Here is a 23017-nt window from a genome sequence, read left to right as displayed (position 1 = left end):
ACTTAAGGGAGTGTTCCAGATGCTGTATGGCATATCCAAATTAATTTCACCAGAGCTACTGAAAATATTAATGGAAATGGGTCACAGTGACGAAATCGTGCTGGCCGACGGCAATTTTCCAGTCATGAGCCACGCGCAGCGCGTTGTCCGGGCCGACGGCCACGGCATTCCGGAGCTGCTGGAGGCGATCTTGCCGCTGCTTCCGCTGGACCAATATGTGGAGCGGCCGGCGGCGCTTATGCAGGTTGTTCCTGGCGATACGGTACAGACGCCAATATGGGAGCAGTATCAGCTTATTATTGAGAAGCATACGCCCGTACGCGAAAAGCCGGAGGAAGTGGAGCGCTTCGCCTTCTATGAGCGGGCGAAGAAGGCTTATGCGATTGTGGCAACTGGCGAGCAGGCGCTGTATGCGAATATTATTTTGAAAAAAGGCGTTATTAAATAGCTTGTTCAATAGGGAAAACGGCAAGGAATGTTTCGGTACATTCCTTGCCGTTTTTTTGTTTATGATATAATAAAGTATATATTTAGATTGGGGGATTCAACGATGTTAGAGAATCGAGAACAGCTCCAAGAAATTTTAAAGAAGGCAAATCAATATGCGCGGAAGCAGGCTAAAGATTCGGGTGCTTCTATTTATTATATTAAGAATAACAAACGCGTTCGTGAGGATGCTGAAGGTAATAAATTTGAAATCATATTTGATGCTCGTGGGAAACGTCAGGAGTATGAATATCATGAGTGAAACGAAACCAGTTATGACTGTGTTTGCTGGAACCAATGGAGCAGGGAAAAGCACACTTAGTATGCAGATGAGAGATTGGCTTGGTGAACTGGTAGATCCCGATCAGATTGCAAGAGAGTTAAAGCCAGATAATCCTCGTAGTGCTGACCTGTCTGCTGGGAGGGAAGCTGTAAAGAGAATTCGATCGCTCATAAAAAATAGTGAGAACTTTGCCATAGAAACGACATTGTCTGGATCATTTGTTCTGAAACATATGGAAATCGCTAAAGAGCGAAGTTACGAAATTGTTCTGTATTACATCGGCCTACAAGATGTCCAGATGCATATAGATCGTGTAGCTTCTCGTGTTGAGCAGGGTGGACATTGGATCGCTGAAGCGGATATACGTTATCGATATGGTGAGTCATTGAAGAATCTTACACCAGCTCTAGCCATTGCGGATCAAGTTATCATCATAGATAATACATACGAGCCTTTAATTGTAGCGGAAGTAATGCAAGGTCACTTGGTCTATCGTGTGGATGCCATTCCTAATTGGGCTAAGCCTGTGCTGGCTCCATACTAATACTCTTGTGACATCAAAACTATGACTACACCCGTAGAAGCTTGTGTGTCGTGATCTTCGGACAGGGGCTCAATAACGTTGCACTTAAAACGACTCGACCTGGATGTTATCCGGTCGAGTTTTGTTATGCTATAATCAAGCTATCAATCGGAGTGTAGGAGGGATTGGGATGCGCTGGGGAGAGGTTCAAGAAAAGTTTCTTGAAGAATGGGTAGTATTCGAAGCTGTGTCGGCTCACTCGGAAGACGGTTTCCGGTTCATTGAGTCGGTGTCTGTTATTGATCGTTACGAAGACTCACTTAAAGCGATGAAACGATACAAGCAATTGCATAAAGATCAACCGGGGAAAGAAATTTACTTTCTGCATACGTCGCGTCCAGATTTGAAAATGAAGAGAAGTGGTTAGGATTCAAGAGATGGCGATAGATTTGAGACTGTTGCACGGATTACCCATTGAGTGTATTGATGTCATGTTCTCCGGGCGTCAACTTCGGTTGTAAAATGTGTTGTTGGATACTGGCACGGCTGGAACAATCTTAGATGCAGATAAGGTGGCAGAAATCGGAGTAAGACCGGAAGGTTCGGATCGCACGGCAATTATTCATGGTGTTGGTGGAACGGAAATTGTATTTACAAAGTGGTTTGATGCTGTGGTTTTAGGCGATTGGGCAGTGAATGAGTGTAAAGTAGAAATTGGCGCTATGGATTATGGATAGAAATTGATGGGATACTAGAATTCGATTTCATTCGGACAGCAGGGCTCATAATTGATACCAATAAGATGCGAGTGTATGCTTCTTATTAAGCTACCTCCCCCAAATATCCGAATCATCACACTGCGGCTAATTGTGGTTTTGCACTCCCACGGTTCGCCTTCATATGTAAAAACACACAACCGAATCAGATTTTGGATTTAGGTTCCGTTCGAAGCAAATCGCACCCCAGCAATAATGATGAAGAGGAGTCGGTTATTTCATGAGCAAATTATCAATGATACATCAGGTTTCAGTAAGGGAAAAGGCAGTGGCCTTCACATTTGATGATGGTCCGAATCCGTTATACACGAGCCAATTGCTTGATATTTTCCGCAGTGTGGGGGGACGAGCTACCTTTTTTATGATTGGTCAGGAGATGGAAGCGCATCCAGAAATGGCGGCCGTTGTACATCAGGAGGGCCACGAGCTTGGGAATCATACTTATTCCCATCCAGACCTTACCGAACTGACGTTGGAGGAAGCTGATGAGGAGCTGCAACGAACAGATGTCCTTATGCGGAAGGTTACAGGGCAAAAGGTACATAGCTTCAGACCGCCATACTTTGGCGTGAATGACAGCATTCTGTCACTGGCTGCACAGTACGGATACCGTTCAATCGGCACGGTAAATGGAGAGGCTAAGGATTGGGAAACGCCAGGCGTCGAATATATTCTGGAGCATACACGGTCAAAGGTCGCGCCCGGCAGTATTTTGCTGTTTCATGACGGGTACGGGGACCGTTCCCAGACCATAGAAGCGGTTCGTGTTCTGGTGGAGGAGCTGGCTGCCGAAGGATATCGTTTTGTTACCACCAGTGAACTGCTGGATATGGCCGATTCGGATGAGAGCGGTCTGACGATGAGCCAAGAGGAGCTACAAGGATAGACCTGAGGCTCAGAGCCTTCCGTTTTTATCGAATTATGGTATACTCCATTGACGGACACCAGTGAGGTGTCCGTTTTTCTTGCATTTACAGTTTACAGAAAGCTTCCTAATGCTCATAAATTGTGCAGCGCGTTCTAATACAGGAGGAGGGATGAAGAGAAGTGAGAAAAATTCTGGTGATAGATGATGAGGCAGCTATTAGAGACTTGATCGAGCTTGTGCTTCTACGGGAAAATTTTCAGGTAAAAACTGCGGAAAATGGCCGGATAGGCCTTCAAGAGCTGGATGCATTCCAGCCGGACTTGGTGCTATTGGATTTAATGCTGCCGGACTATTCCGGTTATGATTTATGCAAGGAGATCATGAAGAAGCAAGTGGTGCCCGTTATTATGTTATCCGCCAAAAATGAAACCATTGACAAAGTATTGGGGCTGGAGCTTGGGGCAGAGGATTACATGACAAAGCCCTTTGATAACCGCGAGCTCATCGCCCGTATTAAAGTAGTGCTAAGACGATACGAGCCTAACCATATGAATAAATCGAATGAAGAGCCACAAATCAATTATGGGGAACTAGCGTTTAATCTGGAGACCCGAGTCGTGCTGAAGAATGGAAATCCGGTTGCTTTGACGGCGAAAGAATTCAAAATTCTCGAAGCGCTATTGAGAAGGCCCGATAAAATTTATACAAGAGATGAGCTTCTGGAAATCGTCTGGGGATTCGATTATTTGGGTGACAGCCGCAGCGTCGATATGACGATTATGAGGCTCAGAAGAAAGCTGGAGGATGATGCGGAAAGTCCGAAATATGTGAAGACGGTCTATGGCTTCGGTTATCAGCTTGGCGGTGATTCCATCTGAAATATGCAACCCGACTTTTGTTGAATTATTTATTTTTCTCTATATTATCCTTTGCGGTCATTATTGTATCGGTGGAAAAAGCGATTGACTACTATAGCTTCGTGACCATTGAGAAGCAAATGATGGAGAAGGCTGATTTAAGCGAGCTGTCATTTCGGGAAATACTCGCCAAGCATGATACAGAATCGTCAGGTCAGGAGCAAACCACCGACATATACAGAACGGCTCTGGAAACATTAAAGGCTACAGGCAAGGAAGTGCGGATATATGACAGTCAGTTGAAGCTATTAGGGCATGCGGAGGAAGGCATTATCGTCAACGACGGGACGCCTGTCATTTTCAAGAAGAATATAGAAAGTGCGTTGCAAGGAAATTATTCGTATTCGGTCACCGAAAATAAATTGCTCTATTTCTCGATTCCCATTCAGGATAAATATTATCAAAATGTGTTTGTGTTTGAGTTTGTAGAGGACCTCTCTTATTTTTACGATATAATGGATCGAATTCGCTTTATTTTATTTATGGGTGCAGGCGGCTTCCTCGTATTAATGACGTTATCAAGCCTATACATTGCCCGCACTACGACCAGACCGATTAAATATTTGCTGACGGCTACAGAGCAATTTTCCAAGCAGCAATTTGAGCAAGTCCAGTTGAACAGAAAGGATGAACTCGGCATGCTTGCGTCAGGATTGAATCAGATGGGCATTCAGCTGAACGACTATATTCAATACCAGAAGCAGTTTGTCTCTAACGTATCTCATGAGCTGAAAACACCTCTCGCCGCAATCAAGGGATTTTCTCAATATTTGTATGAGGGTGAGAATGAGGACAAGGATTTGCAGAAGATTTACTACCATATTGTTAATGAATCGGAACGGCTCACCGCGCTCATTAATGAGTTGTTATTGCTGGCTAGTTTCGACAAAGCTGGCCCCCAAGAGGCAGGTACAGAAAAGATGAATGTATCGGATCTGACGGAGCGAGTTGTTGCCGATATGAGACCTAAAGCGGAGCAGAAACAAATAACAATGGAAGTAAAGCTGGCAAAAGCAGCTTTTGTATATGCTAATTCGATATTGTTATCGCATGCCATTGCGAATATTCTCGATAACGCCATCAAGTATTCGCATGCCAACACTCCTATTCGGGTGGAGACCTTCATCAGGCAGCATGAAGCGATCATTCAGGTCACTGACCAGGGAATGGGGATTTCCAAGCAGGATGTGGCACGGGTACAGGAAAGATTTTACCGGGCGGAAAATGCCAATGTAGCCAAGGGTTCAGGGCTAGGGCTGTCCATTTGCAAGGAAATTGCTGAAAAGCTCGGCGGTTCTATAGTTATTGAGAGCGAGTTGAGTGTCGGGACCACTGTGTCCATCGTTCTGCCTTCGTTATGAATGGCGAAGTTACAAGATTGATACAAGAATGCTACGACAATAATAAATGGTTTTCCTATAATGACCTCATAAGACGTAAACCATAACTCTTGGAGGGATAATGATGAAAAAAATGAGGAAATCGGCAGCTATAGGAATGACAATTGTACTTACTACGACACTTCTCGCAGCATGCCAGAATAACCAGACGGGAACAACGGCAGTACCTGAGGATAAGACTAGCGCCGCCCCACATTCTCCCGCAGCAGGCCAATCGTCCAGCTCCAATTCGGAGGTTATTAAGGAAGGTACCATTAAAAAGGAAGGCAACGTAGTGCTGAAGGAGTTGTCTTTTGTGCATAATGACCAGACCATTGCCATCTCTGACATTGTGGACGATGCCAAGCTTGAAGGCATGCTAGGCAAAGCAACAGCTATTAAGTCCCATACCTATACAGCGGATGATGGCACGAATATGGATAACCTGATTGGATTCACGGAGAAGCAGTACACCTATCCAGGCATTGTCATCAAGACCATTGATGGGGCGGAAGGGAAGCAGTTTTATATTTTTAATATTGAAATAACAGATTCTAAATATACGACGGTCCGCAATATTAAGGTCGGGGACAGTATTGAGAAGCTGCAGGAGGCTTATCCCGAAGGTACTTTGCTTGGGGGAGAGGTGTCCGACGAAGAGGATGATTACCGCTATTCGCCAGTCAATTATGTGGATGTGATGAATTTCCATATTGTTGATAAGAAAGTGGCGAGCATTCATATCTTCGCCCTTTTGGACTAATGTTGGAGCGTTTGCCGTGCTGTATAGAGTAACGATTGCGCCAGCCCAAAGCAAGCTTGGTTATTGCACAGGTCCCCATAGTTCGGCCATTTTATAATGGTCTGGCTATGGGGCTATTTTTTTCTCCGCCGCCCATTGACACCTAGGTAGAAGTGGATTACCATTATCACAACATAATTCCAAGTTAACAAGTTGGTTAAGTTGTATTTTGCGAGGAGGCTCTCCCGGTGAATATCGAAAATATAGAAGCATTCGTCTATGTCATTTACTACGGCAGCTTTAATAAGGCTGCGGAAAGCTTGTTTCTTTCCCAGCCGTCCGTAACGGCGAGAATTCAGTCGCTGGAGCGTGAGCTTGATTGCAAGCTGTTCGACCGTATGGGCAAGCAAATTCAATTGACCGAGGAAGGCAAGCGATTTCTGCCGTACGCCCAGCAAATTTTGCAGACGCTGGAAAAAGGTCGCAAACAGCTGCATCAGAAGCAGGAGATGCCCACTCAGCTCAAAATTGGATGTACGGTATCAACGGCGAACTATTTGGTGCCAAGGCTGCTGCCAGCACTGAAGGAGAAGCATCCCGGCATTCGCTTCAAGACGGTGACTGCTCCTACAGATGATATTGTGGAAAAGGTGCTCAGCAAAGAGGTTGATATCGGCTTTGTCCGTCAAACGACCCATCCCGGACTACGCTCGGTTAAGCTGTTGGATGACGCTATTCGGCTTCATGTGTATGAGGGCCACCCTTTTCTAAAAGAAAAGCAGATTACGCTGCGGGCGATAGGCAACCAGCCGCTGGTGTTTTTTGAATGTGGAGCGCTCGATTGGGTAAGGCTGCAGCGGGTTTTTGAGTCCCTTAATGAACCGCCGGAAATGTCTTGCCATACAGATAATTTGGAAACCGCGAAGAGGCTCGTGCTGCAAAAGCTGGGGATCTGCTTCCTGCCAAGTCTGTCTGCCTATGACGAGGTTCAGGCTGGTCAGCTTTTCCCGATTGCGATTCCAGAAGTGGAGGGACTGTCGCTGGATACGAACCTGATTATGCTTAACGGGGAGAGCAGTCCTTTTTTCGAAAGCTTGGTGAAGCTTGTCAAAGCATTGCCTTTCGTCAGCGGGGCTTAAAACGTAGAAAGTAAAACGTAATTCGAGGGGATTCGGCACACGAGTGGATTTGCGCTAAAGCCGACCTATCGAAGGTTTAGATAAGGGAATAGAAAAACTCTATTATCTGGGGCATTGACGGTTTGCTGGGCGGATGATAAATTAGTGACAGATTAATTCATACTTAGTGGGTAGGAATTATTGGTTTTATAGTTTTTATAAAAACGAGATGACATGGGGGAACGATTTTTATGAAAAAAAGAACACATTTAACTGCGCTGCTAGTATTGGCTTTCACGCTGACAGGATGCGGTGCTGCAAATAGTGGAGCGAATGAAGCAGCGAATAGCGGAGCAGGAGCAGGTGCAAGCCCGGCGCAGGAAGTGAAGAAAATTATTGTCGGCACGGGCACGCAATTCCCGAACGTGTGCTTTATTGATGAGAACGGTAAGCTGACGGGCTTCGACGTTGAGCTAGTTAGAGAGCTGGATAAGCGCTTGCCAGAATATGAGTTTGAATTCCAAACGCAGGAGTTCTCAAGCCTGCTGCTAAGCCTAGAGACGAAAAAAATTGATTTTGTCGCTCACCAAATGGAGAAAAACCCGGAGCGTGAGGCCAAATTCCTATTTAATAAAGAGCCATACAGCATTTTCCTTTCCAAAATTGCAGTCTATAGAGACAACAACACGATTCATTCGATTGACGATCTTAAAGGCAAAAAAGTATTCACTTCGCCAACGAGTAATCAGGCCTTCTTCCTGGAGCAATACAACAAGGATCATAACAATCCGTTTGAAATTGTGTACTCCAGCGGCGCAGCGAACGACCGAATTGCTTTGCTGAAAAGCGGCCGCGTAGATGCGACGCTTGCTACGGACTTCTCGCTTCCGTTCTACCCGGATACAGATGGCTCTCCTGCGATGAAAACAGTAGGTGATCCACTCATTCAATCCGACGTGCTGTTCGTGCTTCGCAAGGACAGTCAAGAGCTTGCAGACAAATTGGATGCAGCAATAAAAGAAGTTAAAGATGATGGAACGCTTTCGAAGCTGAGCATAGAGTGGCTTGGCGAAGACTACACAAAACCGCTTGATGAAGCTGTAAAAAAATAAATGGTGCTACTAACTTGCTGGTCAAGGGTGTAAGACGGAGGGAAACCGAGTGGGCAGAAAATTTGATATTCATTACTTGCTAGATTTTATACCCAAATTGCTGTCTTACCTGCATATTACCTTGTTTATTGTAGCTGCATCTATTTTGCTGGGCATCGTGGTGGGTTTCATCATCGCGCTGCCCCGGCTTTACAAAGTTCCCGTCTTGCAGCGTGCTTCTCAGGTGTATGTATCCTTTTTCCGCGGAACGCCGATATTGATTCAGCTCTTTCTCATCTATTACGGCCTCCCGGAATTGCTCAAATTGGTTCATATTGATGTATCGCGAGCCAATGTGCTCGTTTTCGTTATTTTGGCTTATGCGCTCCATAGTGGCGCCTTTATATCCGAAGCGATTCGGGCGGCTGTCAATGGGGTGGATCGTGGACAGGTGGAGGCGGCCTATGCGATTGGAATGAGCGGCTATCAGGCGTTTACCCGAATTGTGCTGCCGCAGGCGCTGGCGATATCCATCCCGATTTTGGCAAATCTCGTCATCGGCAATCTGAAGGACACGTCGCTGGCGTTCACGCTGGGCACCATGGAAATGACGGGCAAGTCGCAGACGCTAGCCTCGGCAACCCAGCATTTTATCGAAACCTACATTGCTTTGTCGCTTATATATTTTGTAATTAGCACGATTCTGGAGCGGACGTTCCATTATTTAGAGCGCAGGCTGCTGCGTCATGAGAAGCAAGTGGCTGAGCCAGCGCAGCAATATGGAACAAGAAGGCTGTGGAAGCGGACGCTCATCGCGCGCTTTGAGAAAGGAGGCTGAGCCTAATGTCACTAGACCCCGGATTTATATGGACCGCCTTTCTCAGCTTGTTCAAGGCGCTGCCGAATACGCTTTATATTACGATTGTCTCGGTATTCGTCGGTTTTATTATTGGTACAGCTATAGCTCTTATTCGTATTTATCGGGTTCCCGTACTCTATCCATTGGCTAGCGCCTATGTATTATTCATTCGTGGAACGCCGATGCTCATGCATTTGCTGCTGATCTATTTCGGTCTCCCAATTATAATCGACGGGCTGGCCGGTGCACTCGGGCTTGGTTTTCATTCAACCGTTATTCCGTTAATCGGGTTTGCTTATATTTCCTTCTCGATTACAGCAGGCGCTTATATGTCAGAGGTTGTGCGCGCAGGCATTGTTGCCGTGAACCGCGGACAAATGGAGGCGGCTTATTCCATCGGAATGACAACTCCGCAGGCGCTGCGTCGAATTGTGCTGCCGCAGGCGCTGGCTGTCTGCTTACCGAATTTATCCAACAATTTGATCGGGATGCTGCACGGCTCGACGCTCGCTTTTACCGTATCCGTCGTTGAAATCAATGCCCAAGCGCAAATTGTAGCTGCAACAAATTGGAAGTTTCTTGAAGCTTACATTGCAGCTGCGGTGCTGTTCTGGGGCATGACCATATTAATCGAGCAGGCGACAGCATGGCTGGAGCGGAGAATTAATAAATACAATCGAGGTGGCGTAGCATGATTGAACTGAAGCAAATTTCCAAGTCGTTTGGGAAAAATCAGGTGCTTCAATCCATCGACTTGACGGTGGAGAAGGGCGAGGTCGTTGTCATATTGGGCCCAAGCGGCTCGGGTAAAACAACCTTGCTGCGCTGCATCAATTATTTGGAGAAGCCTGATAATGGGCAAATCCGCATTGGCGATTTCGAGCTGGATTTCAAGGCAGCAGGGAAAAAAGAAATTCATAATCTGCGCCAGCGCTCTGCGATGGTGTTCCAGCATTACAATTTATTTAAGCATAAGACGGCGCTGGAAAATGTCATGGAAGGGCTGCTAATCGTACAAAAGCTGCCGAAGGATGAAGCAAGGCGCCGCAGCACGCTAATGCTGGAGAAGGTAGGGCTTGCGGCGAAGCTTGACGCTTACCCAAGCGAGCTTTCCGGCGGACAGCAGCAGCGGGTAGGCATCGCCCGGGCGCTTGCGCTGAATCCGGAAGTGATTTTGTTCGATGAGCCGACATCGGCGCTTGATCCGGAGCTAGTGGGCGAGGTGCTTGACGTCATTCGCAAAATCGCTGGAGAAGGCATTACGATGATCGTCGTCACGCATGAAATGGGCTTTGCACGCGATGTCGCAAGCCATGTCGTCTTTATGGACGGCGGTGTAATCGTCGAGGAGGGCAAGCCGAGCGAGCTGTTCGGCAGGCCGAAGGAAGAGAGAACGAAGCAGTTTCTAAAGCGAATCGCGCCAGAGCCTAGCTACAGCATATAAACGAGTATGACAAGGCAATTGATGATGGGAGAGAATAGATATGGCGATTAAGCTTAGCATTTTAGATCAAAGCCCTGTTTTTCCAGGGAGCACCCCGGCAGAGGCTTTCCAAAATACGCTTAGGCTAGTGAAAAAAGCAGAGCAGCTTGGCTACAACCGGTTCTGGGTTTCCGAGCATCATGATTCGGCGCAGGTTGCCGGCTCCTCGCCTGAGGTGCTGATTGCGTTTTTGCTTGCTCAAACGGAAAGTATCCGCATTGGCTCAGGCGGTATTATGCTCCAGCATTACAGCCCTTATAAAGTAGCGGAAAACTTTAATTTGCTTGCGACGCTTGCTCCAGGCCGCGTCGATCTTGGCATCGGCCGCGCGCCGGGAGGACTTCCGCGTTCTACTCAGGCTTTGCAGAAGGGCATTTCGCAGGAGCAGTCGCTGCAGGATAAGCTGGTGGAATTAGAGCATTTTGTGCAAAATACATTGCCTGCTGATCATGAGCTGGCCGGCTTGCAGGCTTCTCCTGTGCCGGAGCAGCCAGCCGAAATTTTCGTGCTAGGCGCTAGTGTGGCTAGTGCAAAGCTGGCTGCGGAAGCAGGATATCCGTATGTATTTGCCCAATTTATTAATAGCGATGCTGCCATTGCAGAGGAGGCTCTGAACGCTTATCATGCGGAGTTTCGTTCGGATAAAGGAAAGCAGCCGCAGGCGATTTTGGCGCTGTCGCTTATTGCCGCTAATACCGATGAGGAGGCAGCGCTGCTGGCCTCTGATCATAAAAACGTTAAAATTCATTTGGAAAATGGCAAGACGCTGACTGTTGGAACGGTCGAGCAGGCGGAGGAATTCGGCAGACAATCGGGTCAGCCTTATACCGTAGAAGTGAAGGAAGCGGAAATTACGAAAGGCTCGAAGGAGACCGTTCGCAAGCGTCTGCTGGAATGGCAGGAGAAGCATCACGTCAATGAGTTTATTATAACGACGGCAGTTAAGGATTTTGAAGCGAGAATTCGTTCCTATGAGCTGCTATCGGAAGCTTTTGCGGAGCTTGCTGTAGAAAGCTAGACCGTTCAGAACGGTTATTGTGAAAGGTGAATTGTAGGGCAGGCAGCGTGAATAGGCTGGAGAAAAAGTACGATGCGAAAGGAGGACTTGGCATGGCGGATACACAGGCGGTGGAGAGGACGCAGCAGCTAAGCGCAAAGCTGATTGAAATACGGCGCCAGCTGCATCAGCATCCTGAATTATCAAATGAAGAGTTCGCCACGACGAAGGCGATTCAAGGCTGGCTGACGGAAGCGGGCGTCCGCATCGTCGATTATGGGCTGAAAACAGGTGTAGTCGCCGAAGTAGGCGGCAAACGCAGCGGGCCGGTTCTCGCTTTGCGGGCCGATATTGATGCATTGCCGATCCAAGAGGAGACGGGGCTGCCCTATGCCTCGCAGGTAGCAGGGAAAATGCATGCTTGCGGGCATGATTATCATACCGCTTCGCTCATCGGCGCAGCCTTGCTCTTGAAGCAGCGCGAAGAGACGCTTGCGGGGACGGTGCGCTTTATTTTTCAGCCGGCTGAGGAAAAGGCGACAGGAGCGCAGGTCGTCATTGCCAGCGGCGCACTCGAAGGGGTTGAGGCGATTTATGGCATTCACAATAAGCCGGATCTGCCAGTCGGGACGATTGGCATTAAGCCGGGACCGATCATGGCGGCAGCCGATGGTTTTGTTGTTGAGGTGACGGGCAAGGGCAGCCATGCGGCTGTGCCGGAAGCAAGCATTGATCCGATTGTGACGGCGGCGCATATTGTGACGGCGCTGCAATCAATCGTCAGCCGAAATGTCAGCCCGCTGCTCAGCGCGGTCGTTAGCGTGACGCGTATTCAGAGCGGCACCGCTTGGAATGTCATCGCGGAAAAGGCCGTCTTCGACGGGACGATTCGCACCTTTGACGAGCAGGTGAGGCAGCAGGTGCTGGAGCGGTTCAAGCAGGTGGTGGAAAATGTTGCGGCAGCGTTCGGTGCAGCAGCGTCGGTACGCTGGCTTAAAGGGCCGCCAGCGGTTCAAAATGACGCGGCTTTAGTCGCAGCCGCCGCCGCAGCAGCTCAAGACACGCAGCTTAAAATGGTTGAGCCGCTGCCGTCTTCTGCGGGCGAGGACTTCGCTTTCTATCAGAAGCAAGTGCCGGGTTTGTTTTTTTTCATGGGAACCGCGGGCCCGCAGGAATGGCATCATCCTGCCTTCGATATTGATGAGCAGGCGTTGCCGCTGACGGCTGTATATTTTGCCAACCTGGCGAGTCGTTATTTAGAACTGTTCAGTGAAACGAATACAGTATAAATGAAACGGATAAGGCGAAACGGCCGTCGCCAACTCTAGGCGGCGCGGCGCGTTTCAGCCCGATATATGTGAAATAGAAGGAATAGAGCAATCATCTTGTAGATGAAGCAGTTCAGGCTCTTTTTCACCTTTTAATTCCGACAAAAATCATGCGAAAGGTGTGTATAATGTGACGAAAATCAAGGTTGATGTTCGGGAAGCGGCAGCGGAAGACCGTGAAGCGATTAAGCGCATCGTCGTAGCTGCTTATTCGCAGTACGAGGCTGTTATGTCACCCGATCGCTGGGCCGAGTATAAGGCTTCTATCATTGCATCGGTTGATAAGGAGGGACCGCAGGCGCGCATTGTTGCTGAGGTAAATGGGGAAATCGTCGGCAGTGTGCTGCTGTTCACTTCGTCGGAAACCGCCTACGGCCGTCCAGAGCTGAAAATCGATTCCCCGATTATCCGCCTGCTTGGAGTAGCGCCAGAGGCTCGCGGGCTTGGCGTTGCGACAGAGCTGATCAAGGAAAGCATTCGCCGTTCGCTCGCGCTGGGAGCCTCCACGCTGCATCTGCACACCTCTGATTTAATGGCGTCTGCCATTAAGCTTTATGAGCGGCTTGGCTTTGAACGGGCGACGGATAAGGAAATGTACAATGGCGATGTGCTGGTGAAATGCTACAAGCTGAAGCTTCAGGAAACGGCATTATTGTCTTCATAAACATCCAGAGGAGGAATCGGTTATGGCTAAGCGGAAAAAAATCAAATTTGGGGCAATTGTTCATGGGGTTGGCGGGCATGTTGGAGCCTGGAGACATAAGGAGGCTGTGACGGATGCCAGCGTTAATTTTGAATTTTACAAGCAGCAGGCGCAGAAGGCGGAGGCAGGCAAATTCGATCTTGTATTTATTGCTGATGGACTCTACATTACCGAGCATTCGCTGCCACATTTTTTGAATCGGTTTGAGCCGTTGACCATTCTCTCTGCGCTGGCGGCGGTTACTTCGAGGATCGGCTTAGTTGGCACGCTGTCAACGTCTTATAGCGAGCCGTTCACAGTAGCCCGGCAGTTCGCCTCGCTCGATCATATTAGCGGTGGGCGCGGCGGCTGGAATGTCGTTACTTCCCCACTTGAAGGCTCGGCGAAAAACTACAGCAAGGCAGAGCATCCGACGCATCCGCAGCGCTACCGCATTGCTGAGGAATATTTGGAGGTAACGCGCGGCCTCTGGGATTCGTGGGAAGATGATGCTTTTGTGCGGGATAAGGAGTCGGGCGTGTTTTTTGACCCGGAGAAGCTGCATCGCTTGAATCATAAGGGCGAGTTTTTCTCCGTGCAGGGGCCGCTCAATATTGCTCGCTCGAAGCAGGGGCAGCCGGTTATTTTCCAAGCGGGCTCCTCGGAGGATGGACGCAATTTGGCAGCAAAAAGCGCCGATGCGGTATTTACGGGGCATGAAACCTTGGAGGAAGCGAAGGCTTTCTATCTCGATGTGAAAAATAGAGCGGCAGCGTATGGACGGTCGGCAGATGAAATAGGTATTTTCCCAGGCATTTCACCTATTATCGGACATACGCAGGAGGAAGCAGACCGCAAATACGAGGAGCTGGCGAGCCTCGTGTCAATTGATAAGGCGCTGCAATTTTTGGGCCGCTTCTTCGAGCATTTCGACTTCTCGCAGTTTCCGCTTGATGAGCCATTCCCGGACATCGGCGATCTTGGCAGCAATAGCTTCCGCAGCGGCACGGACAAAATCAAGAGCAAAGCTCGGGAGCACGGCTTGACGCTGCGCCAGGTTGCGCTGAGTGTAGCAACGCCGCGTACTGACTTTATCGGTACGCCGGAGAAAATCGCCAATCTTATTCAGCAATGGCATGAGGAGGAGGGAGCCGACGGCTTCATTATCCATTCCTCGGTGCCGAAGGGACTCGATGACTTCGTCGATCTCGTTGTGCCGATTTTGCAGGAGCGCGGCATTTACCGCACAGAGTATGAGCACGATACGCTTCGGGGCAATTTGGAGCTGCCGATTCCTGAGAATCGCTATGCGGCAAAAGCGCTAAGCAAAGCTTAAAACAGCATTTCTGAGCTGTTGATCGGACAATAAAAAATAGTCATCCCGTTTGGAGCATACACGGGCACCGGCATTCTGGATATTTTTGGGAAATGTTCACTGCACGGGCCCGTGTTTTGCTGTTTACATTCATATACCATGCAAAGGGCGCCTTGCAAAAAGCGGAAATAGTGAGTAAAATAATAGCGTTTACAATAGGGGCGTTAAAGCCATATTGGGGAGGCACAGCATGTCCAGATTATTTCAGACTAATACAGTTCGAAAAGTAAGAGAACTCGGCGGTATGTGGGATTTTGTCACGGTTCCGGATGGAGAAATTCAGCTGGAATCGCTCCAATATCGGTATAGGCTGGCGGTTCCGGGCTGCTGGGAGACGCATCCAGAGCTGCTGACCTACAGTGGCAGAGGCGTTTACCGCACCAAGGTGACCTTGGAGAAACGGACGTCGCTTCGTCTTGTTTTTAAAGGCGTGAGCCATACAGCCAATGTGTTTTTTAATGGAAAGCCAGTTGCCCGCCATTATAATGCGTATACGGCATTCGATGCCGTCATTCGAGATGTTGAAGCGGGTACACATGAGCTTGCCGTGCTCGTGGATAATTCTTTTAGCGAAGCATCCTCGCTTCACGTACCTAACGACTATTATACATACGGCGGAATAATTCGTCCGGTTATGCTGGAGGAAATTCAGGAGCTGTTTGTTGAGCGTATAGCATTTACCCCATTAAAAAGGTTAACTACAGACGCGTATATAGAAGCAGACAATGAGGCGGAAAATGACACGGAAATAGAAGCTGTATCCGGGTCAGGACAGTCAGGTGCTGGCAGCTGGCAGGCAGAGATTCACGCCTGTGTACGCTATCCGGCGCTGTCGAAGAAGCATACACAGCTTAAGTTGGATGCTAAGCTGACGGCAACGATAGCTGGCCAGACGCTGGAGCTTGGCAGCGTAAGCCTGCAACCGGGAGATACGGCGAGTGTAGGCGGCATTTTCAGTATTGATCGGGTACAGGCTTGGTCGCAGGAAAATCCATCGTTGTATTTCCTTCAGGTTGTGGTGCAAATTGAAGGCCAGGCGGCTCCCGTCGATGATTTGGTGGAGCGTGTAGGCTTCCGCACGGTTACAACGGAGCGTGGACGCATTCAATTGAACGGCGAGGATATCGTGCTGCAAGGATTTAATCGGCATGAGGATCATCCATTGACCGGTTCAGCTTTTCCGCTGCCGCTCATGGCGCAGGATTTACAGCTGATGCTGGATATGGGCGCAAACGCGGTGCGTACGAGCCATTATCCGAATGATGAGCGGTTTCTCGATTTATGCGATGAGCAAGGCGTGCTGGTATGGGAAGAAAATCATGCGCGCGGCTTGTCGATTGAGCAAATGCGCAACCCAAATTTTATTTGGCAGTGTGAGCAGGTTAACCGCGAGATGGTGGAGCAGCATTTTAACCATCCATCCATAGTCATTTGGGCGATTCTGAATGAATGCGCCAGCGATTTGGAGGAAGGACGCGTTCACTATAAGCGGCAGCTGGAGCAAATTCGGGCAATGGATAGCAGCAGGCCGCTAACGTTTGCTTCCCATCACCGCGAGCAGGAAATTTGCTTTGACCTTGCCGACATTGTGTCCTGTAATTTGTATCCGGGCTGGTATGGCGATGAAGATCCAGGCGAGCTATGCGATGCAGCGCGAGGCTGGGCCGATGCCGCAGGCGGTGCGGGCAAGCCGATGATTATGAGCGAGTTCGGCGGCGACGGCCATTACGGCTTGCGCGACCCGAACCGGGTACGCGGCACGGAGGAGCGCCAGGCAGATATTATTGAAGCGAATTTGCAGGCGTACACGTCGCGGGAGTATATGTCCGGCATGTTCATCTGGCAGTTTTGCGATTGCCGGGTAACCGAAGGCACGGGCTGGCTGCTCGCCCGAGCTGGGACGCAGAACAGCAAAGGCATTGTGGACCGCTATCGCAGGCCGAAGCTGGCCTATGAAGTGGTGAAGAAGTATTTTCGAGGCAAGGTGAAAGTAAATTAATAGGAGTGCCGCTAGACCATGGGCCGCCCCCTTTTTATTTTTGCACAGATGTCCCTTTCCAAGCACCGTTCTTCTGAATCTAATATGGCATGTATCGAAAGGGAGGCTGTGCAGATGAAGCGTTCTCGATTAGGAAGGGTAGAAAATCAGGTGTATTCCAGTCGTGTTTTGAGATCCGAGTTTGATAAAAACTGGCGGACGTTTATTTCCAGAAGCGGATATGTCATCTATATTGCAACTTCAAATCATGCGAAAGCTGAGGTTTTGCTATCAGGGAACCAGAGGAAGCTGCTGGTGTTTAACAAAGGCGGAAAAATACTGGTAGGCGGCGGAGGAACTAGCCATTACAGTAAACCCCATCGGGCTATATCGTTATAGCTTGTTTAATAGATAGTGAAGCATCTCAACAAACTGACACTAGTATCCCATAGATGTCCGTTTGTTGAGATTGTTTTTTGTCTGCGGACGTTTAAAGGATATACAGGGCAAATTGAGAATGAGATAATAAAGCAGCACGGCTTTAAATAGTTGTGCTTGAACGATTATCGCTAGCAGGGGGACTTGAGGGTGGGCAGCATAAGAACAGATCGCTTTCTATTGGGAATTGGCATCATAACGCTGCTCCTCTTGCTTGTATTTATGCAGCAAATGCTAGGTGGGCGGGAGACGCTTACGGCGAAGCAGGGCATTTTAACTTTGCCTAGTATCGAATGGCTGGATAAGAGAGTCGTTTCCTTGGATGGGGAGTGGGCGTTTTATCCGAATCAGCTTTTGTCGCCTGAGGAAATTAAGCAGGCAAAGGATAGACCTGTAATCATGCATGTGCCGGGGAACTGGAACGATGAGGAACACAACGATGGCGAAATAATGAGTGGAAAAGGCTATGGAACGTATCGGCTGCTTGTGCGAAATGTGCCAGAGAGTATGCCTTTGGCAATTGCCAAGCGTTATATTCGTTTTTCCGATGCGTTGTATGTAAATGGGCAGCTGTTAGGGCAATCTGGCCAGCCAGGGATTTCCACTGAAACCTATCAACCGCGCAATGTGCCTTATACGGTTTATTTTCAATCGGAGGGGACGGAAGTCGAAATTGTGCTGCAGGTGGCTAATTTTGATTTTCATAGCGGCGGTATTAACGATTCCATTGATCTTGGCTTAAGTCAGCGAATAGAAGCGAGAGCGATATTGCAATCGGGGCTGGAGCTGCTGACGATAGGAATTGTTTTAATTTTGGCGCTTTTGTTTTTTTATTTGTACTTTCGTCTGCATCGGGACGTGCTTCAATTGCTGTACACGTTTTTCTTTATTGGCTTTGCGCTCATTGTATTTACAAATGGGGAACGGCTGCTGCTGCAGTTTTTTCCGGAAATGCCTTTCGAGGCAGCCTTCAAGCTGAAGTATATGGCGGTGTATAGTGTACCTGCTATTGTTTTTGTTATCGTATCGCGAATTGCGGCCCGGCGAATGATTAAGAGATGGCTGCAGGTTTCGAGTGCTCTATTAGCTCTATATGTGATCTTGGTAGCGGTACTGCCGTTCCGCATGTATTCGTATGCTCAAGACAGTATATATATTATGCTGCTGTTTACCTATGCTGCAGCCTCTATCATGCTGCTGCGGCAGTATGCCCGGGGGGAATACGGCAGTATCGGCAAGGCGCAGTTTCAATTGCTCATGATATGTGTATGGATGATGCTGATCAACAGCGTATTAGCAGTCGTAGTGATAGGGAACCCGCTAAGCCAAATTTTACTGAACGGAACGACTTTGCTGCTTCTAGGCACTTTTGCGCTGATGATCGTTTATCAATATGTTGGCGCTTATGATTCAATGAGGCAGCTTACTCATCAATTACAGCTGGCAGATAAAGCTAAGGATGATTTTTTGCTGCTTACCTCACATGAGTTGAACTCGCCGCTGCACAGCATTCTCCATTTATCCAAAGCGCTCCTGAGCATGCCCCTGCGCCACACGGATGAGATGGACAGACGTGAGAAGCTGCAGCTCATACGCAATACAGCCCACCGAATGTCCAATCTCGTAAATGATTTAATTGACATGTCGCGTTTTAAAGATGGCAGTATGAAGGTCGTTCTAGGCACGGTTGATCTAGCAACCTCAATTTCGGTCGTTATGGAGGTGCTGGGCTTCCTGGCGAATGGAAAAGGGATCGTTCTGTTGAGAAAAATAGAGCCCGAGGCCCGATATATTATGGCCGATGAAAGCAGGCTGCTACAGGTACTATACAGTATCGTTTATCATATGATTGGCCAGCAGAGCCATAGGGAGCTGGTATTCGAGTGTGTGAAGCATGTTGACAACGTCCGAATTACTCTAAGGTACAAGCCCCGTGCTGCGGAGCCAATAGGCTCAAAGTTGGAAGAGACTATTCCTTCGAAGGAGCCAAGCAGCGCTGCCGCAGGATTGTTTATTGCTCCGGAGCTTGTTCGTTTAATGGGTGGGGAGCTGCTTGCTAGTGATGCGGAGGAATTTATTCAAATTGAGCTGAAGGCTGCAACGATAGCAGACAAGGAAGCAGATGCAGAGGTAGCTGCTTCCCTTGAGAAGGCTGAGCAGCATGCCGAAGGAAGACCTGGGGCAACTTCGGGCTCGGCAGTCATATTGCTTGCTACCGCTGATCTTGTAGATATGGAGCATTTGAGTACATTGCTTTCTACAGAAGGCTTTTCGTTGATGTTTGCCAGCTCCGGCACGGAGGCACAATGGCTTCTGGACCGACAAAGGCAGCCAGATTTGGTAATCGTGGATGCGCTGCTTCCACCTACAACCGGCTATGAGCTGTGCAGACGAATTCGAAATGATTTTACCCAAGCAGAGCTCCCCGTATTATTTATTAATATGCGAAGCACACCCGCAGATATTGAAGCATGTATGAGCGCAGGCGGAAATGATTTTATTACACGGCCGCTGGATGCGGGTGAAATTTTTGTACGCGTGCATACGCTCCTTGGCATGAAACGGCTCGTCAAAGAGGCGGCAAACAATGAAATGGCGTTTCTGCGTTCGCAGATCAAGCCGCATTTTTTGTACAATGCCTTGGGTACGATTATGTCATTATGCTTTACAGACGGTCCGAGGGCAGGTGAGCTGCTGGGCAGCTTTAGCCGTTATTTGCGTATTCTTTTTCATCTGGATAATTCGGAAGAAACGATTCCGCTAAGCAAAGAAATGGAGCTTGTTCGGGCTTATGTAGATATTGAGCGGGAGCGCTTTGGCAGTCGGCTTGAGGTAGAGTTTGACGTGGATGAAGCGCTGCAAACGTGTAAAGTTATGCCGCTTCTCATTGAGCCGCTGGTAGAAAATGCAATTCGCCATGGCGTGTCGAAAAGGATAAGCGGCGGGAGCGTGCGGCTTTCGATTCGAAGACTCGGAGATATGGTGCAGGTTATAGTCGAGGACGATGGCGTTGGCATGCCGCAGCAGCAGGTACAATCTCTATTAAATAAAAGTGCTGGTGGGCAGGGCATTGGGTTGCAAAATGTGCAGCGGCGGCTAAAGCATCTGAATGGACAAGAGCCCTCCATTAGCAGTGAGCCAGGAGCAGGCACGAAGGTTACAATATTGTTCCCATTCCAGTAGTAGAAGGAGAGGAGTATTACGGTGCTGCAAGCGTATTTGGTAGACGATGAGCTTCATGCGTTGAACATTCTGGACATTTTTCTTGCTCGAACGGGGAAGGTGACCGTCGAAGGACGATATATCAATGGCTTTGAGGCGCTGGAAGCGCTTCGGAATAAGCGGCCGCATATTTGGTTTCTAGATATTGAAATGCCCGAAATGAGCGGCTTGGAGCTGGCTGCGTACATTAATGAAGCAGATCCTGATGCGGCTATCGTTTTTACGACGGCTTATGATCATTATGCTATAGCAGCTTTTGAGCATGAGGCGATTGATTATTTGCTTAAGCCGATTGAAATGGATCGCCTGTCACGAACAATCGAGCGACTGACAAGGGAGAAGAACGCAAGGCGACCATTCGAAGCACATGACCTGGAAGCTGGCTGCAAGGAGGAGCTTGACGTACATATGCTTGGAATTTTACAAGCCCAATCTGCCAGCGGCAAGCAGCTGATTTGGCGAACGGCCAAGGAGAAAGAGCTGTTTGCTTATTTGCTGCTGAATGGTTACACGACAACAGGTGTTCATCGAGATCGTATCATTGCAAGTATTTGGCCTGATGAGCCTTATGAGAAGGCTAAAGTTTATTTGCACACGTGTATCAGCCTGCTGCGGAAGGGCTTGAGACAGATCGGTATTGAACAACTGGTCAGCTTTCAGAACGAGCAATATAGCCTGGATATGAAAAGGATTAAGGCGGATGTATTTGCTATTATAACCGCCCCTCTGGAGCTGGCGCATCCTGCTGAGGCATCTATCGCGCAATTGGAACAAGCATTGCAATTACATGAGCAAGAGCTGCTTGCACAAGAGGATTATGCTTGGGCGGCAGATTGGCGGCAGCGGCTGGAGCATCTTTCAGTGGAGTGGCTGCTTAAGCTTTCATCCCACTATCTCGCTCAAAACAATGGGAGAAAGGCAGCTGAGTACGCAGAGCGCGCAATCCGCCACTCGCCGTACGAAGAAGAGGCTTATCGCTGCGCCATGCATGCCTATATGTTCATGGGCGAGCACCATCAAGTGCACTGTGTCTATCGTAAACTAACGGAGCAATTGGGCGAGCTAAACATTCAGCCCTCAGCGCTCTCGCGGCAGCTGTATGAGCAGATTGAGGCGTGACGGTCGTAAGAGAATTGGAGTTTTTATATATACGATTGGAGAGTTACGATGTTATGAAAAATAAAATATTAATTTTTTTTAGTATGGCTGTACTTATTATTTTGATTGCTTTTATGGGCTTTGGTAATCGTAATGCGCCAGAGCAAGCTGCTGATTCCATACCAACTGCAAGTGCGGCCTCGACAGCATTAAGCATTCAAGTGACGGAGAGCGTGGATCAGGCGGCTAGCACAATATCTTACAAAAAAGAACGGATTGCCCTAACTCATCACAGTGGTCAAAGCGCTTATACGGGGTCGCTTACAACGATGCCGGAGGACGGCAACATTTTGAGCATATCTTTAGAAAACAAAGGGGAATCCACGATTTATTTGAATATAAAAAGGAATGAAGAAGAACTAGTGACGGCTAAGCCTATCCGCAAAGGAGAGCAAATGACGCACACCTTTGAACAATTAGGGGCTGATGGCATGAGCGGGGATTGGTCCATTTACACCTATAGTAAAATTGGCGCGGCTATGAATGTGAGTGTAAGGGCAGGGCAGCTCTAAGGTTTAGGCCTAAAGCTGCTGCAAATCCTTCATCAACCACTCGTCAGACCCATCGCGCGATAAAAACCACACATGGGTAAAGCGGCCTTGCGGCTTATAAATCAGCTCCTTGGCACGCAAAATGTCGGACATGCCGAAGGCGGGGGAAGCATTTCGAATGATTAAGGCAATCGGATACGCAGTCGCGTAATTGTTTATTTTCATTTCCTTCGTCTGGATGCGCTTATTCAGCTCGGCGATCAGCATTTCGACAACCTCCAGATTAAGATTAGGCGATTTGGAGCGGCCGAGCAATCTTTTCGCTTCCTCGGAATCATAAAACAGATGAGTAATTTCAACACCTATAATATGATGGTTCCGATGCTGAAGCACGGCATCCGGGCGTTCGCGTTGATAGAGCAGCCGGAGCTTACTCTCATAATTCTGGTTATAGAGATGGATGAAAATGCGGACAGCTGTGCGTTCTAGCTCTCTTTTTTCCTGATAGCCCTGCAACGAAATTCCCCTATCTATGCACCTCTCCGAACGGGTAGCCTTTCTTCGGATCGGTTAAATTTGTGTGCTTAATTAACGAATATCCCCTAAAGCCAATAAGCAACGATAGCTCCAAGCCCCGCCAGCGTGCATAAAACGCCCCCGAGTCTTGTTGAGATAAGGTATAGGCTTGACGCCTCTGTGCCGTCACCCGTTTTCCAGCTCTCTGTCAGCGCCCATACGAAAGCAGGTCGTATCACCAATAATAAACCAATGCAGATGAGTAAAATGCCAATAAGAAGCATGAGCCTGCTCCTCCTTCCAAGAT

At 48.5% G+C, this 23017-nt stretch carries 25 protein-coding genes; 23 read left to right on the top strand and 2 right to left on the bottom strand.

All coding sequences use genetic code 11. The features are described from left to right. The first annotated feature begins 19 nt into the window (after positions 1 to 19). From fucU to V5J77_RS19260, 23 genes are all read left to right on the top strand, one after another. Entirely contained in the window at positions 20 to 448 is a 429-nt protein-coding gene (gene fucU / locus V5J77_RS19370) for an L-fucose mutarotase (RefSeq protein ID WP_338552474.1), read from the top strand. Positions 449 to 550: 102 nt separating this feature from the next. Continuing rightward, positions 551 to 748 (top strand): hypothetical protein, encoded by a 198-nt coding sequence (locus V5J77_RS19365; RefSeq protein WP_338552472.1) that lies wholly within the window; start codon positions 551 to 553, stop codon positions 746 to 748. Beyond that, a complete protein-coding gene (locus tag V5J77_RS19360; RefSeq protein ID WP_338552471.1) occupies positions 741 to 1313 on the top strand; it encodes a zeta toxin family protein in 573 nt (190 codons plus the stop codon). Before V5J77_RS19365 ends, V5J77_RS19360 begins: the two co-directional genes overlap by 8 nt. A gap of 169 nt (positions 1314 to 1482) precedes the next feature. Then, positions 1483 to 1719, top strand: coding sequence for a hypothetical protein (locus V5J77_RS19355; RefSeq protein ID WP_338552470.1), 237 nt, complete (start codon positions 1483 to 1485; stop codon positions 1717 to 1719). Positions 1720 to 1819: 100 nt separating this feature from the next. Further along, positions 1820 to 2029, top strand: a complete 210-nt coding sequence (locus V5J77_RS19350) for a retropepsin-like aspartic protease (RefSeq protein WP_338552469.1) — start codon at positions 1820 to 1822, stop codon at positions 2027 to 2029. A 259-nt stretch (positions 2030 to 2288) separates the two neighbouring features. Beyond that, the gene (locus V5J77_RS19345; RefSeq protein WP_338552468.1) at positions 2289 to 2954 is read left to right on the top strand and encodes a polysaccharide deacetylase family protein; all 666 of its coding nucleotides are present in this window, start codon (positions 2289 to 2291) and stop codon (positions 2952 to 2954) included. A 161-nt stretch (positions 2955 to 3115) separates the two neighbouring features. Beyond that, positions 3116 to 3814 carry a response regulator transcription factor gene (locus V5J77_RS19340; RefSeq protein WP_338552467.1) on the top strand — a complete coding sequence of 233 codons (699 nt, stop codon included), beginning with the start codon at positions 3116 to 3118 and terminating at the stop codon, positions 3812 to 3814. A gap of 20 nt (positions 3815 to 3834) precedes the next feature. Next, entirely contained in the window at positions 3835 to 5214 is a 1380-nt protein-coding gene (locus V5J77_RS19335; RefSeq protein WP_338552466.1) for a HAMP domain-containing sensor histidine kinase, read from the top strand. A 100-nt stretch (positions 5215 to 5314) separates the two neighbouring features. Beyond that, positions 5315 to 5995, top strand: a complete 681-nt coding sequence (locus tag V5J77_RS19330) for a hypothetical protein (RefSeq protein WP_338552465.1) — start codon at positions 5315 to 5317, stop codon at positions 5993 to 5995. Between the two features lie 227 nt (positions 5996 to 6222). Then, entirely contained in the window at positions 6223 to 7113 is an 891-nt protein-coding gene (locus tag V5J77_RS19325) for a LysR family transcriptional regulator (protein WP_338552464.1), read from the top strand. A gap of 230 nt (positions 7114 to 7343) precedes the next feature. After that, on the top strand, positions 7344 to 8204 hold the full coding sequence (locus V5J77_RS19320) for a transporter substrate-binding domain-containing protein (RefSeq protein WP_338552463.1): 861 nt from the start codon (positions 7344 to 7346) through the stop codon (positions 8202 to 8204). 49 nt (positions 8205 to 8253) lie between these two features. Beyond that, on the top strand, positions 8254 to 9021 hold the full coding sequence (locus V5J77_RS19315; RefSeq protein ID WP_338552462.1) for an amino acid ABC transporter permease: 768 nt from the start codon (positions 8254 to 8256) through the stop codon (positions 9019 to 9021). A 5-nt stretch (positions 9022 to 9026) separates the two neighbouring features. Further along, a complete protein-coding gene (locus V5J77_RS19310; RefSeq protein WP_338552461.1) occupies positions 9027 to 9737 on the top strand; it encodes an amino acid ABC transporter permease in 711 nt (236 codons plus the stop codon). Further along, positions 9734 to 10486, top strand: coding sequence for an amino acid ABC transporter ATP-binding protein (locus V5J77_RS19305; RefSeq protein ID WP_338552460.1), 753 nt, complete (start codon positions 9734 to 9736; stop codon positions 10484 to 10486). Before V5J77_RS19310 ends, V5J77_RS19305 begins: the two co-directional genes overlap by 4 nt. 40 nt (positions 10487 to 10526) lie before the next feature. Beyond that, positions 10527 to 11543 carry an LLM class flavin-dependent oxidoreductase gene (locus V5J77_RS19300; RefSeq protein WP_338552459.1) on the top strand — a complete coding sequence of 339 codons (1017 nt, stop codon included), beginning with the start codon at positions 10527 to 10529 and terminating at the stop codon, positions 11541 to 11543. A 92-nt stretch (positions 11544 to 11635) separates the two neighbouring features. Continuing rightward, positions 11636 to 12811, top strand: a complete 1176-nt coding sequence (locus V5J77_RS19295; protein WP_338552458.1) for an amidohydrolase — start codon at positions 11636 to 11638, stop codon at positions 12809 to 12811. Between the two features lie 169 nt (positions 12812 to 12980). Further along, positions 12981 to 13514: a GNAT family N-acetyltransferase gene (locus V5J77_RS19290; protein ID WP_338552457.1), complete on the top strand. Its 534-nt coding sequence runs from the start codon at positions 12981 to 12983 to the stop codon at positions 13512 to 13514. A 22-nt stretch (positions 13515 to 13536) separates the two neighbouring features. Then, on the top strand, positions 13537 to 14868 hold the full coding sequence (locus tag V5J77_RS19285) for an LLM class flavin-dependent oxidoreductase (protein WP_338552456.1): 1332 nt from the start codon (positions 13537 to 13539) through the stop codon (positions 14866 to 14868). 229 nt (positions 14869 to 15097) lie between these two features. Further along, on the top strand, positions 15098 to 16906 hold the full coding sequence (locus V5J77_RS19280) for a glycoside hydrolase family 2 TIM barrel-domain containing protein (RefSeq protein ID WP_338552455.1): 1809 nt from the start codon (positions 15098 to 15100) through the stop codon (positions 16904 to 16906). Between the two features lie 114 nt (positions 16907 to 17020). Beyond that, positions 17021 to 17284, top strand: a complete 264-nt coding sequence (locus V5J77_RS19275) for a hypothetical protein (RefSeq protein WP_338552454.1) — start codon at positions 17021 to 17023, stop codon at positions 17282 to 17284. Positions 17285 to 17473: 189 nt separating this feature from the next. After that, entirely contained in the window at positions 17474 to 20506 is a 3033-nt protein-coding gene (locus V5J77_RS19270) for a histidine kinase (RefSeq protein WP_338552453.1), read from the top strand. A gap of 21 nt (positions 20507 to 20527) precedes the next feature. Further along, positions 20528 to 21664 carry a response regulator gene (locus V5J77_RS19265; protein WP_338552451.1) on the top strand — a complete coding sequence of 379 codons (1137 nt, stop codon included), beginning with the start codon at positions 20528 to 20530 and terminating at the stop codon, positions 21662 to 21664. Positions 21665 to 21717: 53 nt separating this feature from the next. Next, a complete protein-coding gene (locus V5J77_RS19260; RefSeq protein WP_338552449.1) occupies positions 21718 to 22215 on the top strand; it encodes a hypothetical protein in 498 nt (165 codons plus the stop codon). 9 nt (positions 22216 to 22224) lie between these two features. On the opposite strand, the gene V5J77_RS19255 is transcribed toward V5J77_RS19260, so the two are convergent. Both V5J77_RS19255 and V5J77_RS19250 read right to left on the bottom strand, forming a co-directional pair. Next, positions 22225 to 22710 carry a hypothetical protein gene (locus tag V5J77_RS19255; protein WP_338552447.1) on the bottom strand — a complete coding sequence of 162 codons (486 nt, stop codon included), beginning with the start codon at positions 22708 to 22710 and terminating at the stop codon, positions 22225 to 22227. A gap of 86 nt (positions 22711 to 22796) precedes the next feature. Next, positions 22797 to 22994, bottom strand: a complete 198-nt coding sequence (locus tag V5J77_RS19250) for a DUF6199 family natural product biosynthesis protein (protein WP_338552446.1) — start codon at positions 22992 to 22994, stop codon at positions 22797 to 22799. Positions 22995 to 23017: the final 23 nt, after the last annotated feature.

The sequence above is a fragment of the Paenibacillus sp. KS-LC4 genome (assembly GCF_036894955.1).
Lineage (GTDB): Bacteria > Bacillota > Bacilli > Paenibacillales > Paenibacillaceae > Pristimantibacillus.
The sequence above is the reverse complement of the archived record's forward strand: the minus strand, read 5'-3'. Positions and strand labels throughout refer to the sequence as shown.

Coding starts and splice junctions, on each gene's coding strand:
- fucU (WP_338552474.1), top strand. CDS start 20: ATGCTGTATGGCATATCCAAATTAATTTCACCAGAGCTACTGAAAATA.
- V5J77_RS19365 (WP_338552472.1), top strand. CDS start 551: ATGTTAGAGAATCGAGAACAGCTCCAAGAAATTTTAAAGAAGGCAAAT.
- V5J77_RS19360 (WP_338552471.1), top strand. CDS start 741: ATGAGTGAAACGAAACCAGTTATGACTGTGTTTGCTGGAACCAATGGA.
- V5J77_RS19355 (WP_338552470.1), top strand. CDS start 1,483: ATGCGCTGGGGAGAGGTTCAAGAAAAGTTTCTTGAAGAATGGGTAGTA.
- V5J77_RS19345 (WP_338552468.1), top strand. CDS start 2,289: ATGAGCAAATTATCAATGATACATCAGGTTTCAGTAAGGGAAAAGGCA.
- V5J77_RS19330 (WP_338552465.1), top strand. CDS start 5,315: ATGATGAAAAAAATGAGGAAATCGGCAGCTATAGGAATGACAATTGTA.
- V5J77_RS19320 (WP_338552463.1), top strand. CDS start 7,344: ATGAAAAAAAGAACACATTTAACTGCGCTGCTAGTATTGGCTTTCACG.
- V5J77_RS19310 (WP_338552461.1), top strand. CDS start 9,027: ATGTCACTAGACCCCGGATTTATATGGACCGCCTTTCTCAGCTTGTTC.
- V5J77_RS19305 (WP_338552460.1), top strand. CDS start 9,734: ATGATTGAACTGAAGCAAATTTCCAAGTCGTTTGGGAAAAATCAGGTG.
- V5J77_RS19300 (WP_338552459.1), top strand. CDS start 10,527: ATGGCGATTAAGCTTAGCATTTTAGATCAAAGCCCTGTTTTTCCAGGG.
- V5J77_RS19295 (WP_338552458.1), top strand. CDS start 11,636: ATGGCGGATACACAGGCGGTGGAGAGGACGCAGCAGCTAAGCGCAAAG.
- V5J77_RS19285 (WP_338552456.1), top strand. CDS start 13,537: ATGGCTAAGCGGAAAAAAATCAAATTTGGGGCAATTGTTCATGGGGTT.
- V5J77_RS19280 (WP_338552455.1), top strand. CDS start 15,098: ATGTCCAGATTATTTCAGACTAATACAGTTCGAAAAGTAAGAGAACTC.
- V5J77_RS19275 (WP_338552454.1), top strand. CDS start 17,021: ATGAAGCGTTCTCGATTAGGAAGGGTAGAAAATCAGGTGTATTCCAGT.
- V5J77_RS19260 (WP_338552449.1), top strand. CDS start 21,718: ATGAAAAATAAAATATTAATTTTTTTTAGTATGGCTGTACTTATTATT.
- V5J77_RS19250 (WP_338552446.1), bottom strand. CDS start 22,994: ATGCTTCTTATTGGCATTTTACTCATCTGCATTGGTTTATTATTGGTG.